General features: G+C 64.6%; 18 protein-coding genes. 14 read left to right on the forward strand and 4 right to left on the reverse strand.

The window, feature by feature from the left end; genetic code table 11:
- Window positions 1-5: 5 nt before the first annotated feature.
- The 4 genes from CXQ89_RS07360 (at window position 6) to CXQ89_RS07375 (ending at window position 3,011) form a co-directional block, all read left to right on the forward strand.
- Window positions 6-1,241, forward strand: coding sequence for an alkaline phosphatase family protein (locus tag CXQ89_RS07360; RefSeq protein WP_104160809.1), 1,236 nt, complete (start codon window positions 6-8; stop codon window positions 1,239-1,241).
- 3 nt (window positions 1,242-1,244) lie between these two features.
- On the forward strand, window positions 1,245-1,997 hold the full coding sequence (locus CXQ89_RS07365; RefSeq protein ID WP_104054625.1) for a thymidine kinase: 753 nt from the start codon (window positions 1,245-1,247) through the stop codon (window positions 1,995-1,997).
- A gap of 302 nt (window positions 1,998-2,299) precedes the next feature.
- Entirely contained in the window at window positions 2,300-2,764 is a 465-nt protein-coding gene (locus tag CXQ89_RS18565; RefSeq protein WP_104160810.1) for a hypothetical protein, read from the forward strand.
- Between the two features lies 1 nt (window position 2,765).
- Window positions 2,766-3,011 carry a helix-turn-helix transcriptional regulator gene (locus tag CXQ89_RS07375; protein WP_104160811.1) on the forward strand — a complete coding sequence of 82 codons (246 nt, stop codon included), beginning with the start codon at window positions 2,766-2,768 and terminating at the stop codon, window positions 3,009-3,011.
- Window positions 3,012-3,014: 3 nt separating this feature from the next.
- On the opposite strand, the gene sepH is transcribed toward CXQ89_RS07375, so the two are convergent.
- Window positions 3,015-4,493, reverse strand: a complete 1,479-nt coding sequence (gene sepH, locus CXQ89_RS07380; RefSeq protein ID WP_104161395.1) for a septation protein SepH — start codon at window positions 4,491-4,493, stop codon at window positions 3,015-3,017.
- A gap of 313 nt (window positions 4,494-4,806) precedes the next feature.
- On the opposite strand from sepH, the gene CXQ89_RS07385 reads away from it, so the two are divergent.
- On the forward strand, window positions 4,807-5,109 hold the full coding sequence (locus CXQ89_RS07385; RefSeq protein ID WP_104054621.1) for a DUF4193 domain-containing protein: 303 nt from the start codon (window positions 4,807-4,809) through the stop codon (window positions 5,107-5,109).
- A 16-nt stretch (window positions 5,110-5,125) separates the two neighbouring features.
- On the opposite strand, the gene CXQ89_RS07390 is transcribed toward CXQ89_RS07385, so the two are convergent.
- Complete coding sequence (locus tag CXQ89_RS07390; protein WP_104054620.1) at window positions 5,126-5,590, reverse strand: DUF3093 domain-containing protein; 465 nt, start codon at window positions 5,588-5,590, stop codon at window positions 5,126-5,128.
- 230 nt (window positions 5,591-5,820) lie between these two features.
- On the opposite strand from CXQ89_RS07390, the gene dut reads away from it, so the two are divergent.
- The 4 genes from dut to CXQ89_RS07410 are packed head-to-tail and all read left to right on the forward strand — an operon-like array spanning window position 5,821 to window position 8,170.
- Window positions 5,821-6,270 (forward strand): dUTP diphosphatase, encoded by a 450-nt coding sequence (gene dut / locus CXQ89_RS07395; RefSeq protein ID WP_104054619.1) that lies wholly within the window; start codon window positions 5,821-5,823, stop codon window positions 6,268-6,270.
- A 58-nt stretch (window positions 6,271-6,328) separates the two neighbouring features.
- Window positions 6,329-7,054, forward strand: coding sequence for a DUF3710 domain-containing protein (locus CXQ89_RS07400; RefSeq protein ID WP_104054618.1), 726 nt, complete (start codon window positions 6,329-6,331; stop codon window positions 7,052-7,054).
- A 4-nt stretch (window positions 7,055-7,058) separates the two neighbouring features.
- Window positions 7,059-7,415 carry a hypothetical protein gene (locus CXQ89_RS07405; protein WP_104103068.1) on the forward strand — a complete coding sequence of 119 codons (357 nt, stop codon included), beginning with the start codon at window positions 7,059-7,061 and terminating at the stop codon, window positions 7,413-7,415.
- Window positions 7,412-8,170 carry a DUF3159 domain-containing protein gene (locus tag CXQ89_RS07410; RefSeq protein WP_104054616.1) on the forward strand — a complete coding sequence of 253 codons (759 nt, stop codon included), beginning with the start codon at window positions 7,412-7,414 and terminating at the stop codon, window positions 8,168-8,170. The genes CXQ89_RS07405 and CXQ89_RS07410 overlap by 4 nt, the downstream gene beginning before the upstream one ends.
- Here CXQ89_RS07410 and CXQ89_RS07415 read toward each other — a convergent pair.
- Both CXQ89_RS07415 and CXQ89_RS07420 read right to left on the reverse strand, forming a co-directional pair.
- The gene (locus CXQ89_RS07415) at window positions 8,167-8,859 is read right to left on the reverse strand and encodes a TrkA family potassium uptake protein (protein ID WP_104160812.1); all 693 of its coding nucleotides are present in this window, start codon (window positions 8,857-8,859) and stop codon (window positions 8,167-8,169) included. The two genes, CXQ89_RS07410 and CXQ89_RS07415, sit on opposite strands and share 4 nt — an antisense overlap.
- Window positions 8,856-9,530 (reverse strand): TrkA family potassium uptake protein, encoded by a 675-nt coding sequence (locus CXQ89_RS07420; RefSeq protein WP_104054614.1) that lies wholly within the window; start codon window positions 9,528-9,530, stop codon window positions 8,856-8,858. The genes CXQ89_RS07415 and CXQ89_RS07420 overlap by 4 nt, the downstream gene beginning before the upstream one ends.
- A gap of 162 nt (window positions 9,531-9,692) precedes the next feature.
- Here CXQ89_RS07420 and CXQ89_RS07425 point away from each other — a divergent pair, with 162 nt between their 5' ends.
- The 5 genes from CXQ89_RS07425 to CXQ89_RS07445 all read left to right on the forward strand — a co-directional run bounded on the left by CXQ89_RS07425 (window position 9,693) and on the right by CXQ89_RS07445 (window position 17,574).
- Window positions 9,693-11,003 carry a class I SAM-dependent RNA methyltransferase gene (locus CXQ89_RS07425; protein ID WP_104160813.1) on the forward strand — a complete coding sequence of 437 codons (1,311 nt, stop codon included), beginning with the start codon at window positions 9,693-9,695 and terminating at the stop codon, window positions 11,001-11,003.
- 293 nt (window positions 11,004-11,296) lie between these two features.
- Entirely contained in the window at window positions 11,297-14,122 is a 2,826-nt protein-coding gene (locus tag CXQ89_RS07430) for an aconitate hydratase (protein ID WP_104160814.1), read from the forward strand.
- A gap of 182 nt (window positions 14,123-14,304) precedes the next feature.
- Entirely contained in the window at window positions 14,305-16,278 is a 1,974-nt protein-coding gene (gene dxs / locus CXQ89_RS07435) for a 1-deoxy-D-xylulose-5-phosphate synthase (RefSeq protein WP_104160815.1), read from the forward strand.
- A 48-nt stretch (window positions 16,279-16,326) separates the two neighbouring features.
- On the forward strand, window positions 16,327-17,175 hold the full coding sequence (locus tag CXQ89_RS07440; RefSeq protein ID WP_104160816.1) for an SDR family oxidoreductase: 849 nt from the start codon (window positions 16,327-16,329) through the stop codon (window positions 17,173-17,175).
- A gap of 81 nt (window positions 17,176-17,256) precedes the next feature.
- Window positions 17,257-17,574 (forward strand): primase-like DNA-binding domain-containing protein, encoded by a 318-nt coding sequence (locus tag CXQ89_RS07445; RefSeq protein WP_104054609.1) that lies wholly within the window; start codon window positions 17,257-17,259, stop codon window positions 17,572-17,574.
- Window positions 17,575-17,622 lie beyond the last annotated feature (48 nt).

Consider the following 17,622-nt stretch of genomic DNA (forward strand, 5'->3'; position numbering starts at 1 on the left):
GGGTTATGAACTCCTCCTCCGGAACAGGCTCCGAATCCGGCAAAGTCACCCGGGAACCACTTCCTCCCGCCCCCGGCTACGGGCGCAGCAGCGTTGCCGACGTCCTCACCAGCTCGGCCGCAGTCCTTGGCGTTCCCGGTTTCGAGAACACCCTGAACCTGCCGGCAGCCAAACGCGTCTGCGTGGTCATGGTGGATGGTCTTGGCTGGTCCCTGCTCAAGCAGCGCGGCGGGCACGCGCCGTTCCTGCGCAGTTTTGTACCCTCGGCCAGGGTGCTGACGGCAGCATTTCCCACCACGACGGCGGCATCACTGGCCTCCCTGGGAACCGGACGTCCGCCGGGCGAACACGGCATGGTCGGATACGACGTGCTGGATCCGGACCAGGACAAAGTCGTCAACATGCTCGGCAACTGGGACGCCGGTGTGGACCCCGAGCGCTGGCAGCCCTGCCCCACCGTTCTGGAACAGGCGGCGAAGCACATTCCGGTGGCCTCCGTGAGCCTCCCGCGGTTCGCGGACTCCGCGATGACCCGCGCCGCTTTGCGCGGCGGTGAATTCATCGGCGCGACCGGAGTCCATGCCCGGGTGGCGGCAGCAGCCCAGGCTCTGGCCGCAGCGCCGCGGATGCTGATGTACCTGTACTGGAACGAGCTGGACAAAGCCGGCCACAAGCACGGATCCCAGTCCCAGCAGTGGGGTTTTCAGCTGGAGGAGCTGGACAGCGCGCTGAAACTTCTGGCCTCCCGGCTTCCGGCCGATACGCTGCTGCTGCTCACGGCGGACCACGGCATGGTGGATATCGCTCCGGAACACCGGCACGACTTCTCGGCAGACCCCTCGCTGATTGCCGGTGTGCGGCACACTGCGGGCGAGCCGCGCATGGTGCACCTGTATCTGGAACCCGGGGCAGGCGAGCAGGTTCGGCAGAACCTGATGGACTCCTGGGGCCGCGCCTACGGCAACAAAATCTGGATTGCCACCCGGGACGAAGCCGTCAACGCCGGTTATTTCGGGCCGGTTGTTTCCCCGTCCGTGCTGCCGCGTATCGGTGACGTCCTGGTGATGGCACGCGAGCCGATCGCGTTGTATGACCTGCGGCGGATGAAATCCGCGTCCCTGGAAGTGGTGGGCCAGCACGGTTCCCTGACCCGCGCGGAGCGGGAAGTTCCGCTGCTGCAGCTTGCTGCACCGGCTACCAAGCGCAATCCCGGGGCACAGTCCGGCGGGAGAAAGAAGTAAACCGTGGCCGAGCTAGTTTTCTTTTCCGGGACCATGGACTGTGGCAAATCGACGCTTGCCCTGCAGATGGACTATAACCACAGTGCCCGCGGCCGCGGCGGAATCCTGTTTAGCCGCAACGACAGGGCGGGGGATTCGATGATCTCTTCCCGGCTGGGATTGCGCACCCCTGCGGTGGAAGTCACGGACACCACGGACTTCTGGAACGAAGTGTCAGGCCGCCGCCGGACCGGTCTGCCGGTGGATTACCTCATTTGCGATGAAGCGCAGTTCTATTCAGCGGACCAGGTGGAGCAGTTGGCTCGCGTGGTGGATGAATTGTGTGTGGATGTTTTTGCCTTCGGCATCACGTCGGATTTCCGGACCCGGCTTTTCCCCGGGTCCCAGCGCCTGATCGAACTGGCTGATCGGATGGAAGTGCTCCAAGTGCGGGCTCTGTGCTGGTGTGGCCGAAGGGCCACCCACAATGCCCGCACCGTGGACGGGGTCATGGTGGTGGAAGGGGACCAGGTTGTGGTGGGCGACGTGGGCAAGCATGCTGCCGCGGCCGGATCGCCCGCGGCAGCTGACACCGTCACAGAGGAACCGCTCTTTGCCGTCGATGCTGTCGAAAGCGTGCCGGTGGTGGGTTACGAGACACTCTGCCGCCGGCACTACATGCGCCGGGTCACAGCCCACCAGGCGGAGTCGATCTCCGCAGCTGATGACTCTCCGGCCGACCTGGACGTCTGCGCGGTTCATCCCCGCATCCCCTAAGGAGCTCGGGTTCCGTCACGGCTGCCGTACACGTTCTCGAAGACGCCGGATACCGGCATCGGGAAACCCGGGACTTCCCGACCGTGAGGCATTCGACGCCCCCGATGAGCGTCCGGAACGCCACGTTTATCTCTGCATGGCCGGCACGCTGCACGTTCGTAGTCACCTGGCCGTGAGGGACATCCTGAGGATGCATCCGGAGCTGGCCGGAACCCTTGACGAGAGCCGGCGTGTAAAGCACCCTATACATGTAAAGCAGCCTGTACATGGCAAGCGGCTAAACACCGGAAGGGGAGAGCGGGATGGAGACTGGAACGCGCACCAAGTGGGGACAGGCGAGGTTTGGTTCCGGCAGGGTGCCTGCCATGGCAGTCGCTCTGCCCAGCGGGCTGCTCCTTGGAGCAGGCGGAGGATGGCTGGCCGTGGCCACCGGCGTCACAGAGGCGAATCCGGTGCTTGGCTTTTGGGTCTTCGCGTTTTGCCTCACGATGCCCGCAACCCTGCTGGTGTACGCGGCAATTGTTGACCGCAACACCATCGAGGGGGCGGTCGAACGGCCGGATGATTCGATCGAGGCTGGCTGGCATGACAAAGCGGCGTCCCGTTCCTTCACCGATCTCATCCTGATACTCGGAGTCGCGGGCACTGTTGTCGCATTCCTGCCGGGAGAGATTACGGTGAACCTGAAGCTTGTGCTGCCGGCCGTGCTGATCCTGTGCGCCGTGCTCTTTGGCGTGCGCTATCTGCTGCAGCGGCGCAAAGGCTGACGTGCGCAATCGAGTTAAGGAATTCCGCGCGAACCGTGAGTGGTCCCAACAGCACCTCGCCGATGAGCTCGGCGTCTCGCGCCAAACCATCATCTCCATTGAACGCGGACGGTTTGATCCGTCCCTGCCGCTGGCCTTCCGGCTTGCGTCGCTCTTCGGCAGTACCATCGAAGACCTGTTTATCCCCGACGACTACTCTCCAGGTGCACCCGGAACGTCCCAAGCACCGGGTGCGCCCCCGGCGTGAGGGCTAGTCGCCCTTGGTGCCGAAGACGATCTCATCCCAGCTGGGTACCGAGGAACGCTTTGGCTTGATCGGACGGCGGTCTGCGCCGTCCTCGTCCTTGCCGGATTCAGCGGTGGCTGCGTCATCGGTCCGGCTGCTGCCGGAACCCATCCGGTCCCAGGGGAAATCCGTCCGGCCGCCCTTGCGGCCTCCGGTTTTCTTGCCGCGTGCAGCCGGTGCGGATTTGCTGCTCTCAGCAGCCTCTGCGGCGGTGTCTGTCTCGGTCGAAGCAGCCCGTGCAGCATCGGCGCCGTCAGCGGCATCAGCGTGGTGCGCCTTGACGTCGGCTCCCGCGGCAGCAGCCTTGGCGGACCCCTGGAACTTGTCGGAGCCGGTGCCTGTGCGCGCAGATGAAACGTCCGCAGGCGTGTTGGTGCCGGTATCTTCAGCTGCCTCGCTGCGGCGGCGGAAAGGCCGGGCCAGGATACTAATTTCGCGCGTCTCGGAGGAAACACCGTTGGGCAGGCGAACCGAATCGGGGCGGTCCGCTGAATCCATTCCTGCAACATCCGGTGCCAGCGTCAGACGGCCGGTGCGGGGACCGCTGGAGGCGGCGTCCTCCGTTTCGGTTCGGCCCTCCCGGGGATGTGCCGCAGGGATGCTGCCCTTTGCCAGCAGCGCCGCCAGGGCGTCGTCGCCGTCTTCGTCGGCACCGAGACGCTGCCCGCGGCGGGAGCGCAGGACCTCCAGCAGGTTTGCGGTCTCCTCGTCGCCGGCTCCATCGACACCGTCAGCCTCGGGTACCGGGACGGCCTCAAAATCGAAGACGCGGTCCGCGACGGCTGTCAGCCGGCGCGACGGTACGGGGGAGTCCAGCGGCTCCAGCTCACTGAGCAGCTGCGCCCAGCGGTTGGCATTGGACACGCTCTTGCGCAGCGGGCTGAAGGTCCAGCGCGCCGGCGGTTCTTCGCCCACGGAAACCCGGGACTTTTCATCGAGATCAAAACGGGCAACGACATCCCACGTGGAATCCGGGCGACGCCAGGCATCCCATTCGACGCTGTCGGGGTCCACACCAAAGGCCTTGAGCCGGTGATTGACCATGTCGCCGAGATTGACCGGACTGTCGCCGAACGTACTGCGGTACCCGTCGTGCGTAGCCGAGAGAGGGGCAGCCACTTCCACGGCCTGTGCCTGGCGGGCAACGTAGTCGCGTTCCGCGCGGACCGGGCCCTCATAGCGGCGGATGTGGGCGAGGTCCAGACCGGAAACCTCAGCGACGTCTTCGGCGCTGGCGCCGGAACGGATTCGTGCCTGAATGTCACGGGGAGTCATGGCTGGGCCTTCAGGCCGCTCGGCGGGAGCTGTGGAGCGGTGCACCGAGCGGGAAACCGCCACCCGCAGCGCTTCATCCATGCGAAGCCGGAATGTTTCCCCACCCTTGCCGCTGAGCAGCAGATGCTCGCCACCCTCATGGACACCCACGAGACGCAGATCCTGCATGAACCAATCCTCCACCCGATAGCAATTCCTTCTGGAAACAATGCCACCCGCAGCGCCGAAAGCCTACTGTTTGCAGGGGCGTGGCGCGGATCGCCGCCTCCTGCTGCCGCTTTTTTTGAACATCCGGAGGCGCCGGGACGGCCCGATGGTGGTTTTTCGCTTTCGACTAGACAAAAATCTCCGGTTTACGGGCACAAAACGCAACCCCGTTGCGTTGATACCTCAGAACCTGCAAGCGGCCGGTTCCGAACCGGCAGAACGGGCTCAACACAATCTTCTCCAACAACTCGACCGGATGGTGAGAGTACTTATTATGGCGACAGACTATGATGCGCCGCGCAAGACAGAAGAGGACGTCAGCGAGGAATCCATTGAAGAGCTGAAGACGCGCCGCACTGCGACCACGCAGTCCGCGGTGGTGGATGAAGACGAGGCGGAAGCGGCGGACAGCTTCGAGCTGCCCGGGGCGGACCTCTCCGGGGAAGAGCTCCTGGTGCGTGTACTGCCTCCGCAGGCGGATGAATTCACCTGCGCGTCCTGTTTCCTCGTGCGGCACAGGTCGCAGATAGCCCTGGAAAAGGACGGCTTGGCCTACTGCACGGACTGTGAGGGCTGAACGGGTCTCTGAGCGGTTAGCTGTTCAGTGCGCGGACCAGATCCTCGGGATGGCGGGTGGACGTGAGCCAGTACGGCGTGCGGTCTGCGGGGTCGGTGATCTCGATCTTGACCACCGGCGAAATCCAGCCGCGAATGCACATGTACGAGGTGGCGTTCAGGCCCCGGCCGCGCTGATACGTGGCATCATCTCCACGGAAGCCCTCCACCGATCCGATATGGACCCGCTCAATTTCCGCCTTGCCTACCTGCAGGGTGTCCGGCGTGACCCGGATGGTCGGGGTGCTGAGAAGCAGCAAAACCGTCAGAATCACGGCGACCACAACGGCGGCAATTATCCCGGTTTCCATGCTGATGGGTACGAACACGAGGATGCTTGAGGCTGACACGCCCAGGACCATCACCCAGATCCAGAATGAGGGAAGAAGCCGCTCCGAGTAGAGAACGGTGCTGGCGGGAGTCTGGGCAGAGGGGGATGACATACCTCCAGCTTGGCATCTTTGTTCCGTCATTTCATCTTGGTGCCCGGCAGGGGGAATTGCCGTTCTGCCACGTTCGGAGAAGCGTCAGGAAAACACGCTAAAGTGAGGTGCGGTATTCCCCGGGAGCCTCCCGGGCAGAACTGTAAGACGCAGCCACGCGGACCTGATCGGGACGCGGGCCACACATCAATGAAGTCGGAGACACACCGGTGCTTGAAGCAGGCCCCACAATGACCGTGCAGCTGAAGATGCTCGACGACGGACTGGAACCGCCGTCGTACGCCCATCCGGGCGACGCAGGCGCGGACCTTCGCACCCGGATCGACTTTGTCCTGGAGCCGGGGGAGCGGAGGCTTGTTCCCACCGGCGTGGCTTTGGCCCTTCCTTTCGGCTATGCAGCGTTCATTCATCCCCGTTCGGGGCTGGCCACCAAACACGGCCTCACCGTTGTGAATGCTCCCGGCACTGTCGACGCCGGCTACCGGGGCGAGATCAGTGTCACGCTCCTCAACACCGACACCACCACCCCAATTACCCTGAAGCGCGGTGACAGGATCGCCCAGATGGTGATTCAGCGGGTGGAGACTGCGTCTTTTGAACTGGTCGATGAACTGTCCGAATCCGTTCGCGGCACCGGCGGATTCGGTTCCACCGGCGGCTTTGCTGCACTGCCTGCCTAGAGCGGCTGTCCCGGGGGCCGGCAGCGTGAGGCCTCCTACAAGAGAGAGGAACCCGGTCATGGCATTTGGGCGACTGAAGAAGAACAAGCAGGATCAAGCCAAGCAGGATCAGGAAGAACAGGGGCAGGACGGCGCCGACGAAGTTGTCGACGCTGCAGCCGGCTCCGAAACGGGCGCGGCCACGGGCCCGTGGGACGTCAGTGACAAGCCGTCCGAGGACGGCTATGTGGATCTGGGTGCGCTGCGCATTGCGGCAGCCCAGGGCCTCCAGCTGCGCCTGGAAGTTGAAGAGAAGACCCAGCGGGTGGTTGCGGTGACCCTCGACCTGAACGGCTCAAGCCTGCAGCTGCAGGCTTTTGCGGCACCCCGCTCAGAGACTCTCTGGGATGACATCCGCGGACAGATCGGCAAATCCGTAGGTTCGCAGGGCGGCACCGTGGATGAGCTCGACGGCGTTTTCGGCACCGAACTCCTGGCGAAGGTTCCGGCCCAGGCCCAGGACGGGTCCAAGGGGTACCGCGTGGCCCGGTTCGTCGGTGTGGATGGCCCGCGCTGGTTCCTGCGCGGCGTCTTCGGCGGCCCTGCCGCTCTTGATCCGCAGGAGGCCGGTCCGCTGGAAGACGTCTTCCGCAACGTCGTCGTGGTCCGCGGTGAACAGCCGCTTCCGCCGCGGGACCTGCTGCAGCTCCGTTTGCCGCGTGATGCTTCGCCCCTGCCCCGGCCTGCCGCGCCGGTCAAACCGGGTCCGCCGGAGCGCGGCCCTGAAATCACGACCATCGGCTGAGCTGATGCCCACCGAGCAATCCGCGCTCCCCGGCAAGCAGGGCCCGGTTCCCGTCAGTTCCCTGCCCGAACGGGGCCGGGTCTACAGCGGCGGGTACGTGGAGTCCATCACCGTGGTTCCGGCGACGGAGCCTCCGCGCTTCACCGCCATGGTGGAGGACCGCGAAGCCGCGTACCGCGATCCGGCGTCCCGCAAGCCGCGTGCCCGGGTCCGTCTCATCTGGATTGGACAACGCCGTGTGCCCGGAGTGGAAGCCGGCACCCAGCTGGCGTTTGAGGGCATGGTCAGTACCGTGGGAAGCTATCCCACCATCTACAACCCCCGTTATGAAATCATCGGACGTCCGGAGAACGAAACATGACTGAGCGACCCGGCAGCGACCTGCCCGAATACCGTCGGTCGGCTGAGCCTTCCGGCGGGAACCCTCAGACCGAGGAGCAACAGGCGACACTCGGCGACGTCGCCGGTGCCTACGCGGCCAAGGCGGGAGTGGAACGCGGAGACGACGGGCAGATCGATGTGCTCAAGTCAGTCGGCGGGGTGCGCGGGCTCGCGGAGGCCATTGTTCCCGGCCTGCTCTTTACCTTGCTTTTCACGCTGACGTCGGAGCTGTACTTGTCGCTCGGCGCAGCAGTGGCTTCGGCGGCGGCCTTCTCAGCGGCCAATCTGGTGCAGAAACGTCCCCTGATGCAGTCCCTGACAGGGGTAATCGGCGTCATCATCTGCGCTGTCTTCGCCCTGCGCAGCGGCAGCGGGACAGAGTTCTTCCTGCCGGGCTTTTTCGTCAATGCCGCGTACATCCTGGCGTTTGCCGTTTCGATTGCCGTCCGCTGGCCGGTGGCCGGACTCCTATTCGGATTCATCCGCGGTGAGAACCTGGAATGGCGGGCAAGCCGGAAGCGGATCCGCGCCTATGCACTGGCCACCTGGATCATCATCGCGGTGTTCGCCCTGCGCCTCGGCGTTCAGCTTCCGCTGTATCTGGCGGACAACGTGGGGGCGCTGGGCACCATGCGCCTGGCTATGGGCGTTCCCCTGTATGCCCTGGGGCTGTGGCTGGCCTGGATGGTGTCCCGGCCGTTGACCCAGCAGGAGTCCGGGAAGCACCCGGGCTAGGACGTTTCAGGCTCGGAACCGGGCCGGGACCGCTCAGGCAGCAGGACGGCCCGCAGCTGGTCTTCGGCTGCGATGGTGCAGATAAAGAACAGTTCGTCGCCGGGCTCAATGACGTCATCCCTGCTGGGGGTGATGGGGGCGTCGTCGCGGAGGATTGCCGTCACCGTGGTGTCCAGGGGCCATTCAATGGACCCGAGGGTCTTGCCGGTCAACGGCGAATCGGACGGAACCGTGAACTCCACCATCGAGGCCACTCCGGTTTGCAGCGTAAGCAGCCGTACCAGGTCGCCGACTTCCACGGCTTCCTCCACGAGGGCGGTCATCAGGCGCGGTGTATTCACTGCCACGTCGACACCCCAGGAATCATCGAACATCCAGTCGTTCTTGGGATTGTTCACCCGGCCCACGGTGCGTGCCACACCGAACTCGCTCTTGGCCAGCAGCGAGACCACCAAATTGACCTTGTCGTCCCCGGTGGCGGAGACCATGACGTCGGCCTCCTCCAGCCGGGCATCCTTCAGCGTGGTCAGCTCGCACGCGTCGCCAATCAGCCAATGCGCGCCCAACAGTCCGCTGCGTCCCACCACCTCGGGCTTTTCATCAATGAGAAGTACCTCGTGGTGGTGGGAAAGAAGCTCCTTGGCGATGGAGGACCCCACACTCCCGGCGCCTGCAATCACAACTTTCACTGCTTCTCCCTGACCGGCGCAACCGAAAGGATGCGGCTGATTTCGCTGGTGCGCTCCACGTTCATCATGGCGTGCAGGACATCGCCCTGCTGGTAACTGGTGTCCGGGCGGGGGAGTATTCCCTCGCCGAACCGGGTGACGTAGGCGATACGGACCTCGGCTGCCTGTTCAATGCCGCTGAGCGTTGTGCCCAGCCAGCCCTCGTGCAGGGACAGTTCGCCCAGGATCAGCCGGCCGGATGACTCGCGGAAGTCTCCGTTAATGCTCTGCTCCGGCAGGATGCGCCGCAGCACCTGGTCGGCGCTCCAGCGAACTGCCGCGACTGTGGGGATGCCGAGCCGCTGGTAGATTTCCGCGCGTCCGGGGTCGTAGATCCGTGCCACCACATGCGGGACGTGGAACGTCTCGCGCGCCACCCGGGTGGCCAGAATGTTGGAATTGTCACCCGAAGAAACGGCTGCAAAGGCGTAGGCCTCCTCGATTCCGGCCTCTCTGAGGGTCACCCGGTCAAAGCCGACGCCGGTGACTTTTCGGCCCGTGAAGGTGTGCCGCAAACGCCTGAACGCCCGCTCATCCTGGTCAATGACGGCCACGGTATGCCCGGCATTGTCCAGTGTGTGGGCCAGCGACACGCCCACTCGCCCGCATCCCATGATGACGTAATGGGCCACCTGCCACCTCGGTTCCTGATGATCGACTGCGAAAAAACCCAACCGCCAGCATAGACCTGTGAAGGCGGGCGTGCGGTCCGGCCTGCGGTCCCGGCGAATATGCACCGGGGCGCAGGCATGATGTGATGGTCTTTTAGGCTCCATCAGGAAGTATCCGGCACTATGACGACCGACACCACTGCATCCGAGATCGAACTCACTATTGGCGCCCCCGCCCACGGCGGCCACTTTGTGGCACGGCACGAGGGGCGCGTGGTCTTTGTCCGGCATGCCCTGCCCGGCGAGCGGGTCCGCGCCCGCCTGACGGAAGCGGGCGACGGCGCCAAATTCTGGCGTGCGGACGTCGTGGAAGTGCTCGAAAGCGTTCCGGGCCGGGTGGAGCACTTCTGGCCTGAAGCCGATGCGCTGCGCGCTGCTTCCCGCGGGCGGCTGCCCGTGGGAGGTGCCGAGTTTGGGCACATTGAGCTGCCCTTGCAGCGCGAGCTTAAGGCACAGATCTTCGCGGAGCAGCTGAGCCGGCTGGCCAAGGAAGACCGGACGGTGACGGTTGAGCCTGCCGTTGAAGAGCGGGAGGACGGCCTGCACTGGCGGACGCGCGCCAGCTTTTCGGTAGCCCCCGGCGGCCGGCTGGCCATGCACGCGCACCGTTCTGAGGAGCTGATTCCTGTCCAGCGGATGCCGCTGGCCGTGGACGCCGTGAACGATCTGCAGCTGTGGGACGTGGACTTCAGCGGCGTCTCCCGGGTAGAGGTGGCCGTTCCGTCAACCGGCGCACCCCTGGTGCTGCTAATCCCCGCTGCAGGCGCGCACCCCAAGGCGCTGGGCCGCATCGCCTCCGCCCTTCCCGAGGGAACCTCCATTGCGTCCTGGGACCCCGAAACCTCAACCCTGAACCGGCTCCGCGGCCGCACCTGGGTGCAGGAGAGCGTGCTGGGGCATGACTACCGGGTGACCGGTGCGGGTTTCTGGCAGATCCACCGCAGTGCGCCCCTGACTCTGGCGCAGGCTGTCCTGGACGGGCTCCAGATCCAGCCGGGTGAGCAGGTTGCCGATCTGTACGCCGGCGCCGGTCTGTTCACGGCCCCGCTGGCCGACGCCGCGGGCGAATCGGGACGCGTTCTGTCCGTTGAGGGTTCTCCCGGAGCCAGCCGCGACGCCCGCAAGAACCTGTTTGCCTCGCCCCAGGTGGAGATCCTGCAGGGACGCGTGGACAAGTCGCTGGCCGCCTACGAGGGCCGCCTCGACGTCGTGCTCCTGGACCCTCCGCGTGTCGGGGCAGGCAAGGACGTGGTGCGCCGGATTGACGCTGCCGCCCCGCGCACGGTGGGCTACGTTTCCTGTGACCCGGCGTCGTTTGCCCGCGATCTTGGCTACTTCAAGGATTTGGGCTGGCAGCTCGATTCGCTGCGGGTCTTCGACCTCTACCCGCACACCCACCATATGGAGTCCTTTGCAGTCCTGACCCGCCCGTAACCGTTTGTAACGGGGCCTTGACGGTCCGTGTCGCAGGGCGCACGGCTATCCTCCCCGTCACATGGGGGTGTAACGGATAGTATAGGGAGCAGTTGTGCAGATCCGCGCCGTGTTGGGGAGCCTTTGCCTGCTTAGGCGGGCAGAGTTTTCGTTCGGCAGTGGGGCAAAATCCGGCAGAGAAAATAGTCCACCATTTTCCCTGCCTTCCCCTGTGGTTTGCCGGTTAGGGAGTCCTAACTGGCATGCCGCGGACCGCTGGACAAAGATAAAACGGTGGCGAGAGGAGTCCTATTATGACTAATGTGGACAGCTTCGGATCCAAAGGCGTACTAAACGTCGGTGGAAACGAATATGAAATTTTCCGGTTGAATTCCGTCGAAGGTGCAAAGAGCCTTCCGTTCAGCCTCAAGGTCCTGCTGGAAAACCTGCTGCGCACCGAAGATGGTGCCAACATCACCGCAGATCACGTACGTGCACTCGCACAGTGGGATGCAAATGCAGAACCCAGCACTGAAATTCAGTTCACCCCTGCCCGGGTCATCATGCAGGACTTCACCGGCGTCCCCTGCATTGTGGACCTGGCGACCATGCGTGAAGCCGTTGCAGAGCTTGGCGGAGACCCCAAGCGGGTCAACCCGCTGGCGCCGGCCGAAATGGTCATTGACCACTCGGTCCAGATTGACGCCTTCGGCAACTCCGGCGCCCTTGAGCGCAACATGGAAATCGAATACCAGCGCAACGGCGAGCGTTACCAGTTCCTTCGCTGGGGCCAGACTGCCTTCGATGACTTCAAGGTTGTTCCCCCGGGAATGGGCATTGTCCACCAGGTCAACATCGAGTACCTGGCCCGCACCGTCATGACCCGTGAAGTTGACGGCGTCCTGCGTGCCTACCCGGACACCTGCGTCGGCACCGACTCCCACACCACCATGGTCAACGGCCTGGGCGTGCTCGGCTGGGGCGTTGGCGGCATCGAGGCCGAGGCAGCCATGCTGGGCCAGCCCGTTTCCATGCTGATCCCGCGCGTCGTGGGCTTCAAGCTCACCGGTGAAATCCCCGCCGGCGCCACCGCCACCGACGTTGTTCTGACGATCACCGAAATGCTGCGCAAGCACGGTGTTGTCGGCAAGTTCGTAGAGTTCTACGGCGAAGGTGTCGGCGCTGTGCCGCTGGCCAACCGCGCCACCATCGGCAACATGAGCCCGGAATTCGGTTCCACGGCCGCCATGTTCCCGATCGACGACGTAACCCTGGACTACCTGCGCCTCACCGGCCGTTCCGCGGAAAGCGTGGACCTCGTTGAGGCCTACGCCAAGGAGCAGGGCCTGTGGCACGACCCGTCCGTTGAGATCCAGTACTCCGAGTACCTGGAACTGGACCTCTCCACGGTTGTTTCCTCCATCGCCGGACCGAAGCGCCCGCAGGACCGCGTTGAGCTGACCAATGCCAAGGAACAGTTCCGCAAGGACCTGAAGAACTACGTCCACGAGACTGTTGAAGCCGAGAGCGGCACTGTCGACGAGACGCTGGAAGAGACCTTCCCGGCCTCGGACGCGCCGTCGTTCAACGCCAACGCCACTCAGGTGGAAGACCGCGAGCACGACCTGGTGGAGAAGGCTGACGCTCCGGCTGAACGCTCCACCAACTCGGTGCCGGTCACCATGGCAGACGGCCGCAGCTTCGAGCTGGACCACGGCGCCGTGTCGATCGCCTCGATCACCTCCTGCACCAACACGTCCAACCCGTCGGTGATGATGGCAGCAGCAGTGCTGGCCCGCAACGCCGTCGAAAAGGGCCTCGTCACGCAGCCGTGGGTCAAGACCTCGATCGCTCCGGGTTCCAAGGTAGTCACCGACTACTACGAGAAGTCCGGCCTGATCCCGTACCTGGAGAAGCTTGGCTTCTTCGTGGTCGGTTACGGCTGCGCCACCTGCATCGGCAACTCCGGTCCGCTGGAAGAAGAAATCTCCACGGCCATCCAGGAAGCCGACCTGGCGGTCACCGCAGTCCTCTCCGGTAACCGCAACTTCGAAGGCCGGATCAACCCGGACGTGAAGATGAACTACCTGGCCTCCCCGCCGCTGGTTGTCGCTTACGCCCTGGCCGGCACCATGGACTTCGACTTCGAGAATGACCCGCTGGGCCAGGACGAAGCCGGCAACGACATTTTCCTGAAGGACATCTGGCCGAACCCGGTCGAGGTTCAGGAAATCATCGACGCCTCCATCAACAAGGAGATGTTCAGCAACAGCTACGACACCATCTTCGAAGGCGACGACCGCTGGAAGTCCCTGCCCACCCCCGAAGGTGCAACCTTCGAGTGGGATACGGAGTCCACGTACGTCCGGAAGCCCCCGTACTTCGAGGGCATGAAGGCCCAGCCGGAGCCCGTCACCGACATCGAGGGCGCCCGCGTCCTGCTGAAGCTTGGCGATTCGGTCACCACCGACCACATCTCCCCGGCCGGTTCCTTCAAGTCCGACACCCCGGCAGGCCGCTACCTGCTGGAGCACGGCGTCGAGCGCAAGGACTTCAACTCCTACGGCTCCCGCCGAGGCAACCACGAGGTGATGATCCGCGGTACGTTCGCGAACATCCGCATCAAGAACCAGCTGCTCGACGGCGTTGAAGGCGGTTTCACCCGTGACTTCAGCCAGGCAGATGCACCGCAGGCAGCCGTCTACGATGCTTCGGTCAACTACCAGGCCGCCGGCATTCCGCTGGTTGTCCTGGCAGGCAAGGAGTACGGTTCCGGTTCCTCGCGTGACTGGGCTGCCAAGGGTACCGCCCTGCTGGGTGTCAAGGCCGTCATCGCCGAGAGCTACGAGCGCATCCACCGCTCCAACCTCATTGGCATGGGTGTCCTTCCGCTGCAGTACCCGGCCGGCGTCAACGCCGAGTCCCTGGGCCTGACCGGAACGGAAACCTTTGCGGTTTCCGGCGTGACCGAACTCAACAACGGCACCACGCCCAAGACCGTTACGGTCACGGCTACGCCGGAGAACGGTGAAGCCATCACCTTCGACGCGGTCCTTCGCATCGATACCCCGGGCGAAGCGGATTACTACCGCAACGGCGGCATCCTGCAGTACGTCCTGCGCCAGATCACCGCTAAGTAGCAAGGCGCTCCTCACCGCAGCTGACGCGGTTTTGAGGATTTGGGAGCCCCGCCGGCCGAGTTTTTGAACTCGGCCGGCGGGGCTCTTTGCCTGCTGTGGAACAGGAGCGGCTCCTTCAAGCGTTAGAGTTAAACGTTGTGACGGTGTGCAGTGCCGTTGCCTAAAAGCAAGGGAGACGCCCGTTGGGACTTCTGGAAACCATCCGTGATCCGCGGGACCTCAGCAAGCTCACCACGGAGCAGCTGGAGCGTTTGTCTGCGGAAATCCGGTCCTTCCTGATCAGTAATGTTGCCCAAACCGGCGGCCATCTTGGCCCTAACCTGGGCGTTGTTGAGCTGACCGTGGGAATCCACCGGGTCTTTGACTCGCCCCGGGACAGCATCGTTTTTGACACCGGCCACCAGTCCTACGTGCACAAGATCCTCACCGGGCGCCAGGATTTCTCGACCCTTCGCCAGCAGGGCGGGATGTCCGGCTACCCTTCAAGGGCCGAGTCCGTGCATGACATTGTGGAATCCTCCCACGCTTCCTCGTCACTGTCCTGGGCGGACGGCATCTCCCGCGCCCGGCAGCTCACCGGCGAAGGCGACCGCTACACCGTGGTGATGGTGGGCGACGGCGCCCTGACCGGCGGCATGGCCTGGGAAGCCCTGAACAATATCGCGGCGGACCAGCGGCGCCGGGTCGTGATCGTGGTCAACGACAACGGACGCTCCTACGCACCCACCATTGGCGGCCTGGCCGACTACCTCGCGTCCCTGCGCCCCACACTGGACGCCGTGCGCACCCACCGCGCGTACGAGAACACGCTCGGATGGTGGAAGCAGCGGCTCCAGCACGGCGGCCCGGTTGGCAGGTTCACGTATCACAGCCTGCATGCAGCCAAGCGCGGCATTAAGGACTGGTGGGCGCCGCAGGGTTTGTTTGAAGACCTGGGCATGAAGTACATCGGTCCGATTGACGGACACGACATGGCGGCCGTGGAACGTGCCCTCATCAAAGCCCGCAACTACAACGGTCCCGTGATTGTTCACGCGATGACGGAAAAGGGCCGCGGTTACGCTCCCGCCCGTGCCAACGTGGCAGACCAGTTCCACGCCGTGGGCATCATCGATCCGGAAACCGGTAAGCCGGTTGAGCCGGGCAGCAAGCAGTCCTGGACATCGGTCTTCGCGACGGAGATCGCCGACATCGCCGATGAGCGCGAAGACATTGTGGGCATCACCGGTGCCATGCTGATTCCGGTTGGCCTGCACCGGTTCGCTGAGAAGCATCCCGAGCGGGTGTTCGACGTCGGCATCGCCGAGCAGCACGCCCTCACCTCTGCGGCGGGCATGGCTTTCGGCGGGCTGCACCCCGTCGTCGCGCTTTACGCAACCTTCCTGAACCGGGCCTTCGACCAGCTGCTCATGGATGTGGCCCTGCACAAGGCCGGCGTAACCATTGTGCTGGACCGCGCCGGAGTCACCGGCCCCGACGGCGCCAGCCATCACGGCATGTGGGACATGTCCATGCTGCAGATCGTGCCGGGCCTGCACCTGGCGGCCCCGCGTGATGCCACCCGGCTGAAGGAAGAACTGCGCGAGGCTGTCGCCATCAATGATGCCCCCAGCGTGGTCCGGTTCTCCAAGGGAACGGTTGGCCCCGACGTGGATGCGCTGGAACGCACCACCGACGGCGTGGATGTGCTGGCCCGCCGTCCCACGGGTGAAAAGTCCAATGACGTCCTGATTGTCAGCGTCGGCGCCATGGCCGAAATGGCCCTGCAGGTGGCCGGCCGCCTCGGTGACCAGGGCATCAGCTCCACGGTGGTGGATCCGCGCTGGGTCTTGCCCGTGCCGCGGTCGATTATCCGCATGGCGGCCGAACACCGGATCGTTATTGTGATCGAGGACGGCGTGCGCGCCGGCGGTGTCGGGTCGCGGATCCGGCAGGAAATGCGGGCCGCCGGTGTGGACACCGCGCTGAACGAGGTTGGTCTTCCAGTGGAATTCCTGGACCACGGCACCCGCGGGGAGGTCCTGGAGCGCGTCGGGCTGACTGCCCGGCAGGTGGCCAACGACGTCGTCGCGCAGGTTCTGGGGACCAAGGTCCCGTTCGCCCGCCCGCTTCCCGGGCAGGAAATGCCCACCGGCCAGATTCCGAAAATCCAGTAGGCGCCGCGGATAACCGCTAGCGGCAGCTGCAACCGCAAGGGGTGGACCATGACACAGCAACAACCGGACATAGCTGTCACCGGTGCCACCGGTGCTCTGGGCGGCGCGGTCGCGCGGCTGCTGGCAGAGGCCGGCGTTCCCCAGCGGCTGCTGGCCCGCCACACTGCCCGGCTGCCGGAGCTGCCCGGAACGCCGTCGTACGCGATTACCTACTCGGACCGGGGGCACTCCACCCGCGCCCTGGAAGGCGTGCAGACGCTCTTCATGGTGTCGGCGGCGGAGAGCCGGTACCGGCGCCAGGATCACCGCACCTTCGTGGATGCCGCCGTCGACGCCGGGGTGCGCCATATCGTTTACACCTCCTTCATGGGGGCAGCACCGGATGCAGTGTTCACGCTCGCCCGTGACCACGCGGACACAGAGGAATACATCAGGGCCAGCGGCGTGCAGTACACCTTCCTGCGGAATTGCCTCTATCAGGACGTGCTGCCGTCGCTCGTTGGCCGCGACGCTGTCCTGAGGGGCCCGGCGGGAACCGGCCGGTTGGCAGCAGTGGCGCGGGCTGATGTGGCCCGGACGGCGGCCCGTATTCTCACAGAACCGCTGCCGCACGCCGGTGCGGCCTACACGCTCACCGGGCCGCAGGCCCTGACCTTCGAAGAGATCGCTGAAATCCTGACGCGGGTGACGGGCTCACATGTGAGCTACCACAATGAGACAGTGGAAGAGGCCCTGGAATCACGGCAGGTCAGCGGCGTAGAGCAGTGGCAGATCGAGGCGTGGGTGAGCACGTACACGGCCATTGCGGAGGGTGAGATGGGTGAGGTCAGCGCAGACGTGCAGCAGTTGACCGGTACCGCTCCGATGGGGCTCGAAGAATACCTGATGCAGCGCTGAGCGCTCCAGCGCGCTTACTGGCCATGACTATTTGGGGCGCAGCGGGTATCGGATTCCGCTGTTCTTCTCTAGTGTCAAACCATGGCTGAGCAGAACCTTGACCACGTCCTTCTGTTTCTCGACGAGTGCACCCTGGCCGGGCTTGATGAGAGCGAATCGGTGCCGGCCGCGGACCTGTACGGCATGTACATGATTTGGTGCGAGAACGGCGGCCGGGAACCTGCCCCGGTTCACCATTTCTACGGAGCCGTCCGCGAGGCGGGTCTTTCGGAAGTGACCCGTCACTCCGAACGCGCCTATGAGGGCGTGCTGCCGACGGGGCCGATCCCCGTCCAATACATCATGGAGACGGACAAGGCCCCCGGTCCCAACACCAATCCGTTTCCCTTTAGCGGTTAAGCTTTACGGCGCTGCGGGGCATGCCGGGGCGCTGAGGTTCGGTAGCGT

Origin of the sequence: Arthrobacter sp. ZGTC212 (genome assembly GCF_002929255.1) — a bacterium.
Taxonomy (GTDB): Bacteria; Actinomycetota; Actinomycetes; order Actinomycetales; family Micrococcaceae; genus Arthrobacter_B; species Arthrobacter_B sunyaminii.

What these genes read in the sequence shown, in the direction of transcription:
- sepH (WP_104161395.1), bottom strand. Translation starts at nt 4,493, where the DNA reads ATGCAGGATCTGCGTCTCGTGGGTGTCCATGAGGGTGGCGAGCATCTG.
- CXQ89_RS18565 (WP_104160810.1), top strand. Translation starts at nt 2,300, where the DNA reads ATGGAGACTGGAACGCGCACCAAGTGGGGACAGGCGAGGTTTGGTTCC.
- dut (WP_104054619.1), top strand. Translation starts at nt 5,821, where the DNA reads ATGACCGTGCAGCTGAAGATGCTCGACGACGGACTGGAACCGCCGTCG.
- CXQ89_RS07385 (WP_104054621.1), top strand. Translation starts at nt 4,807, where the DNA reads ATGGCGACAGACTATGATGCGCCGCGCAAGACAGAAGAGGACGTCAGC.
- CXQ89_RS07430 (WP_104160814.1), top strand. Translation starts at nt 11,297, where the DNA reads ATGACTAATGTGGACAGCTTCGGATCCAAAGGCGTACTAAACGTCGGT.
- CXQ89_RS07410 (WP_104054616.1), top strand. Translation starts at nt 7,412, where the DNA reads ATGACTGAGCGACCCGGCAGCGACCTGCCCGAATACCGTCGGTCGGCT.
- CXQ89_RS07390 (WP_104054620.1), bottom strand. Translation starts at nt 5,590, where the DNA reads ATGTCATCCCCCTCTGCCCAGACTCCCGCCAGCACCGTTCTCTACTCG.
- CXQ89_RS07445 (WP_104054609.1), top strand. Translation starts at nt 17,257, where the DNA reads ATGGCTGAGCAGAACCTTGACCACGTCCTTCTGTTTCTCGACGAGTGC.
- CXQ89_RS07400 (WP_104054618.1), top strand. Translation starts at nt 6,329, where the DNA reads ATGGCATTTGGGCGACTGAAGAAGAACAAGCAGGATCAAGCCAAGCAG.
- CXQ89_RS07405 (WP_104103068.1), top strand. Translation starts at nt 7,059, where the DNA reads ATGCCCACCGAGCAATCCGCGCTCCCCGGCAAGCAGGGCCCGGTTCCC.
- CXQ89_RS07425 (WP_104160813.1), top strand. Translation starts at nt 9,693, where the DNA reads ATGACGACCGACACCACTGCATCCGAGATCGAACTCACTATTGGCGCC.
- CXQ89_RS07360 (WP_104160809.1), top strand. Translation starts at nt 6, where the DNA reads ATGAACTCCTCCTCCGGAACAGGCTCCGAATCCGGCAAAGTCACCCGG.
- CXQ89_RS07440 (WP_104160816.1), top strand. Translation starts at nt 16,327, where the DNA reads ATGACACAGCAACAACCGGACATAGCTGTCACCGGTGCCACCGGTGCT.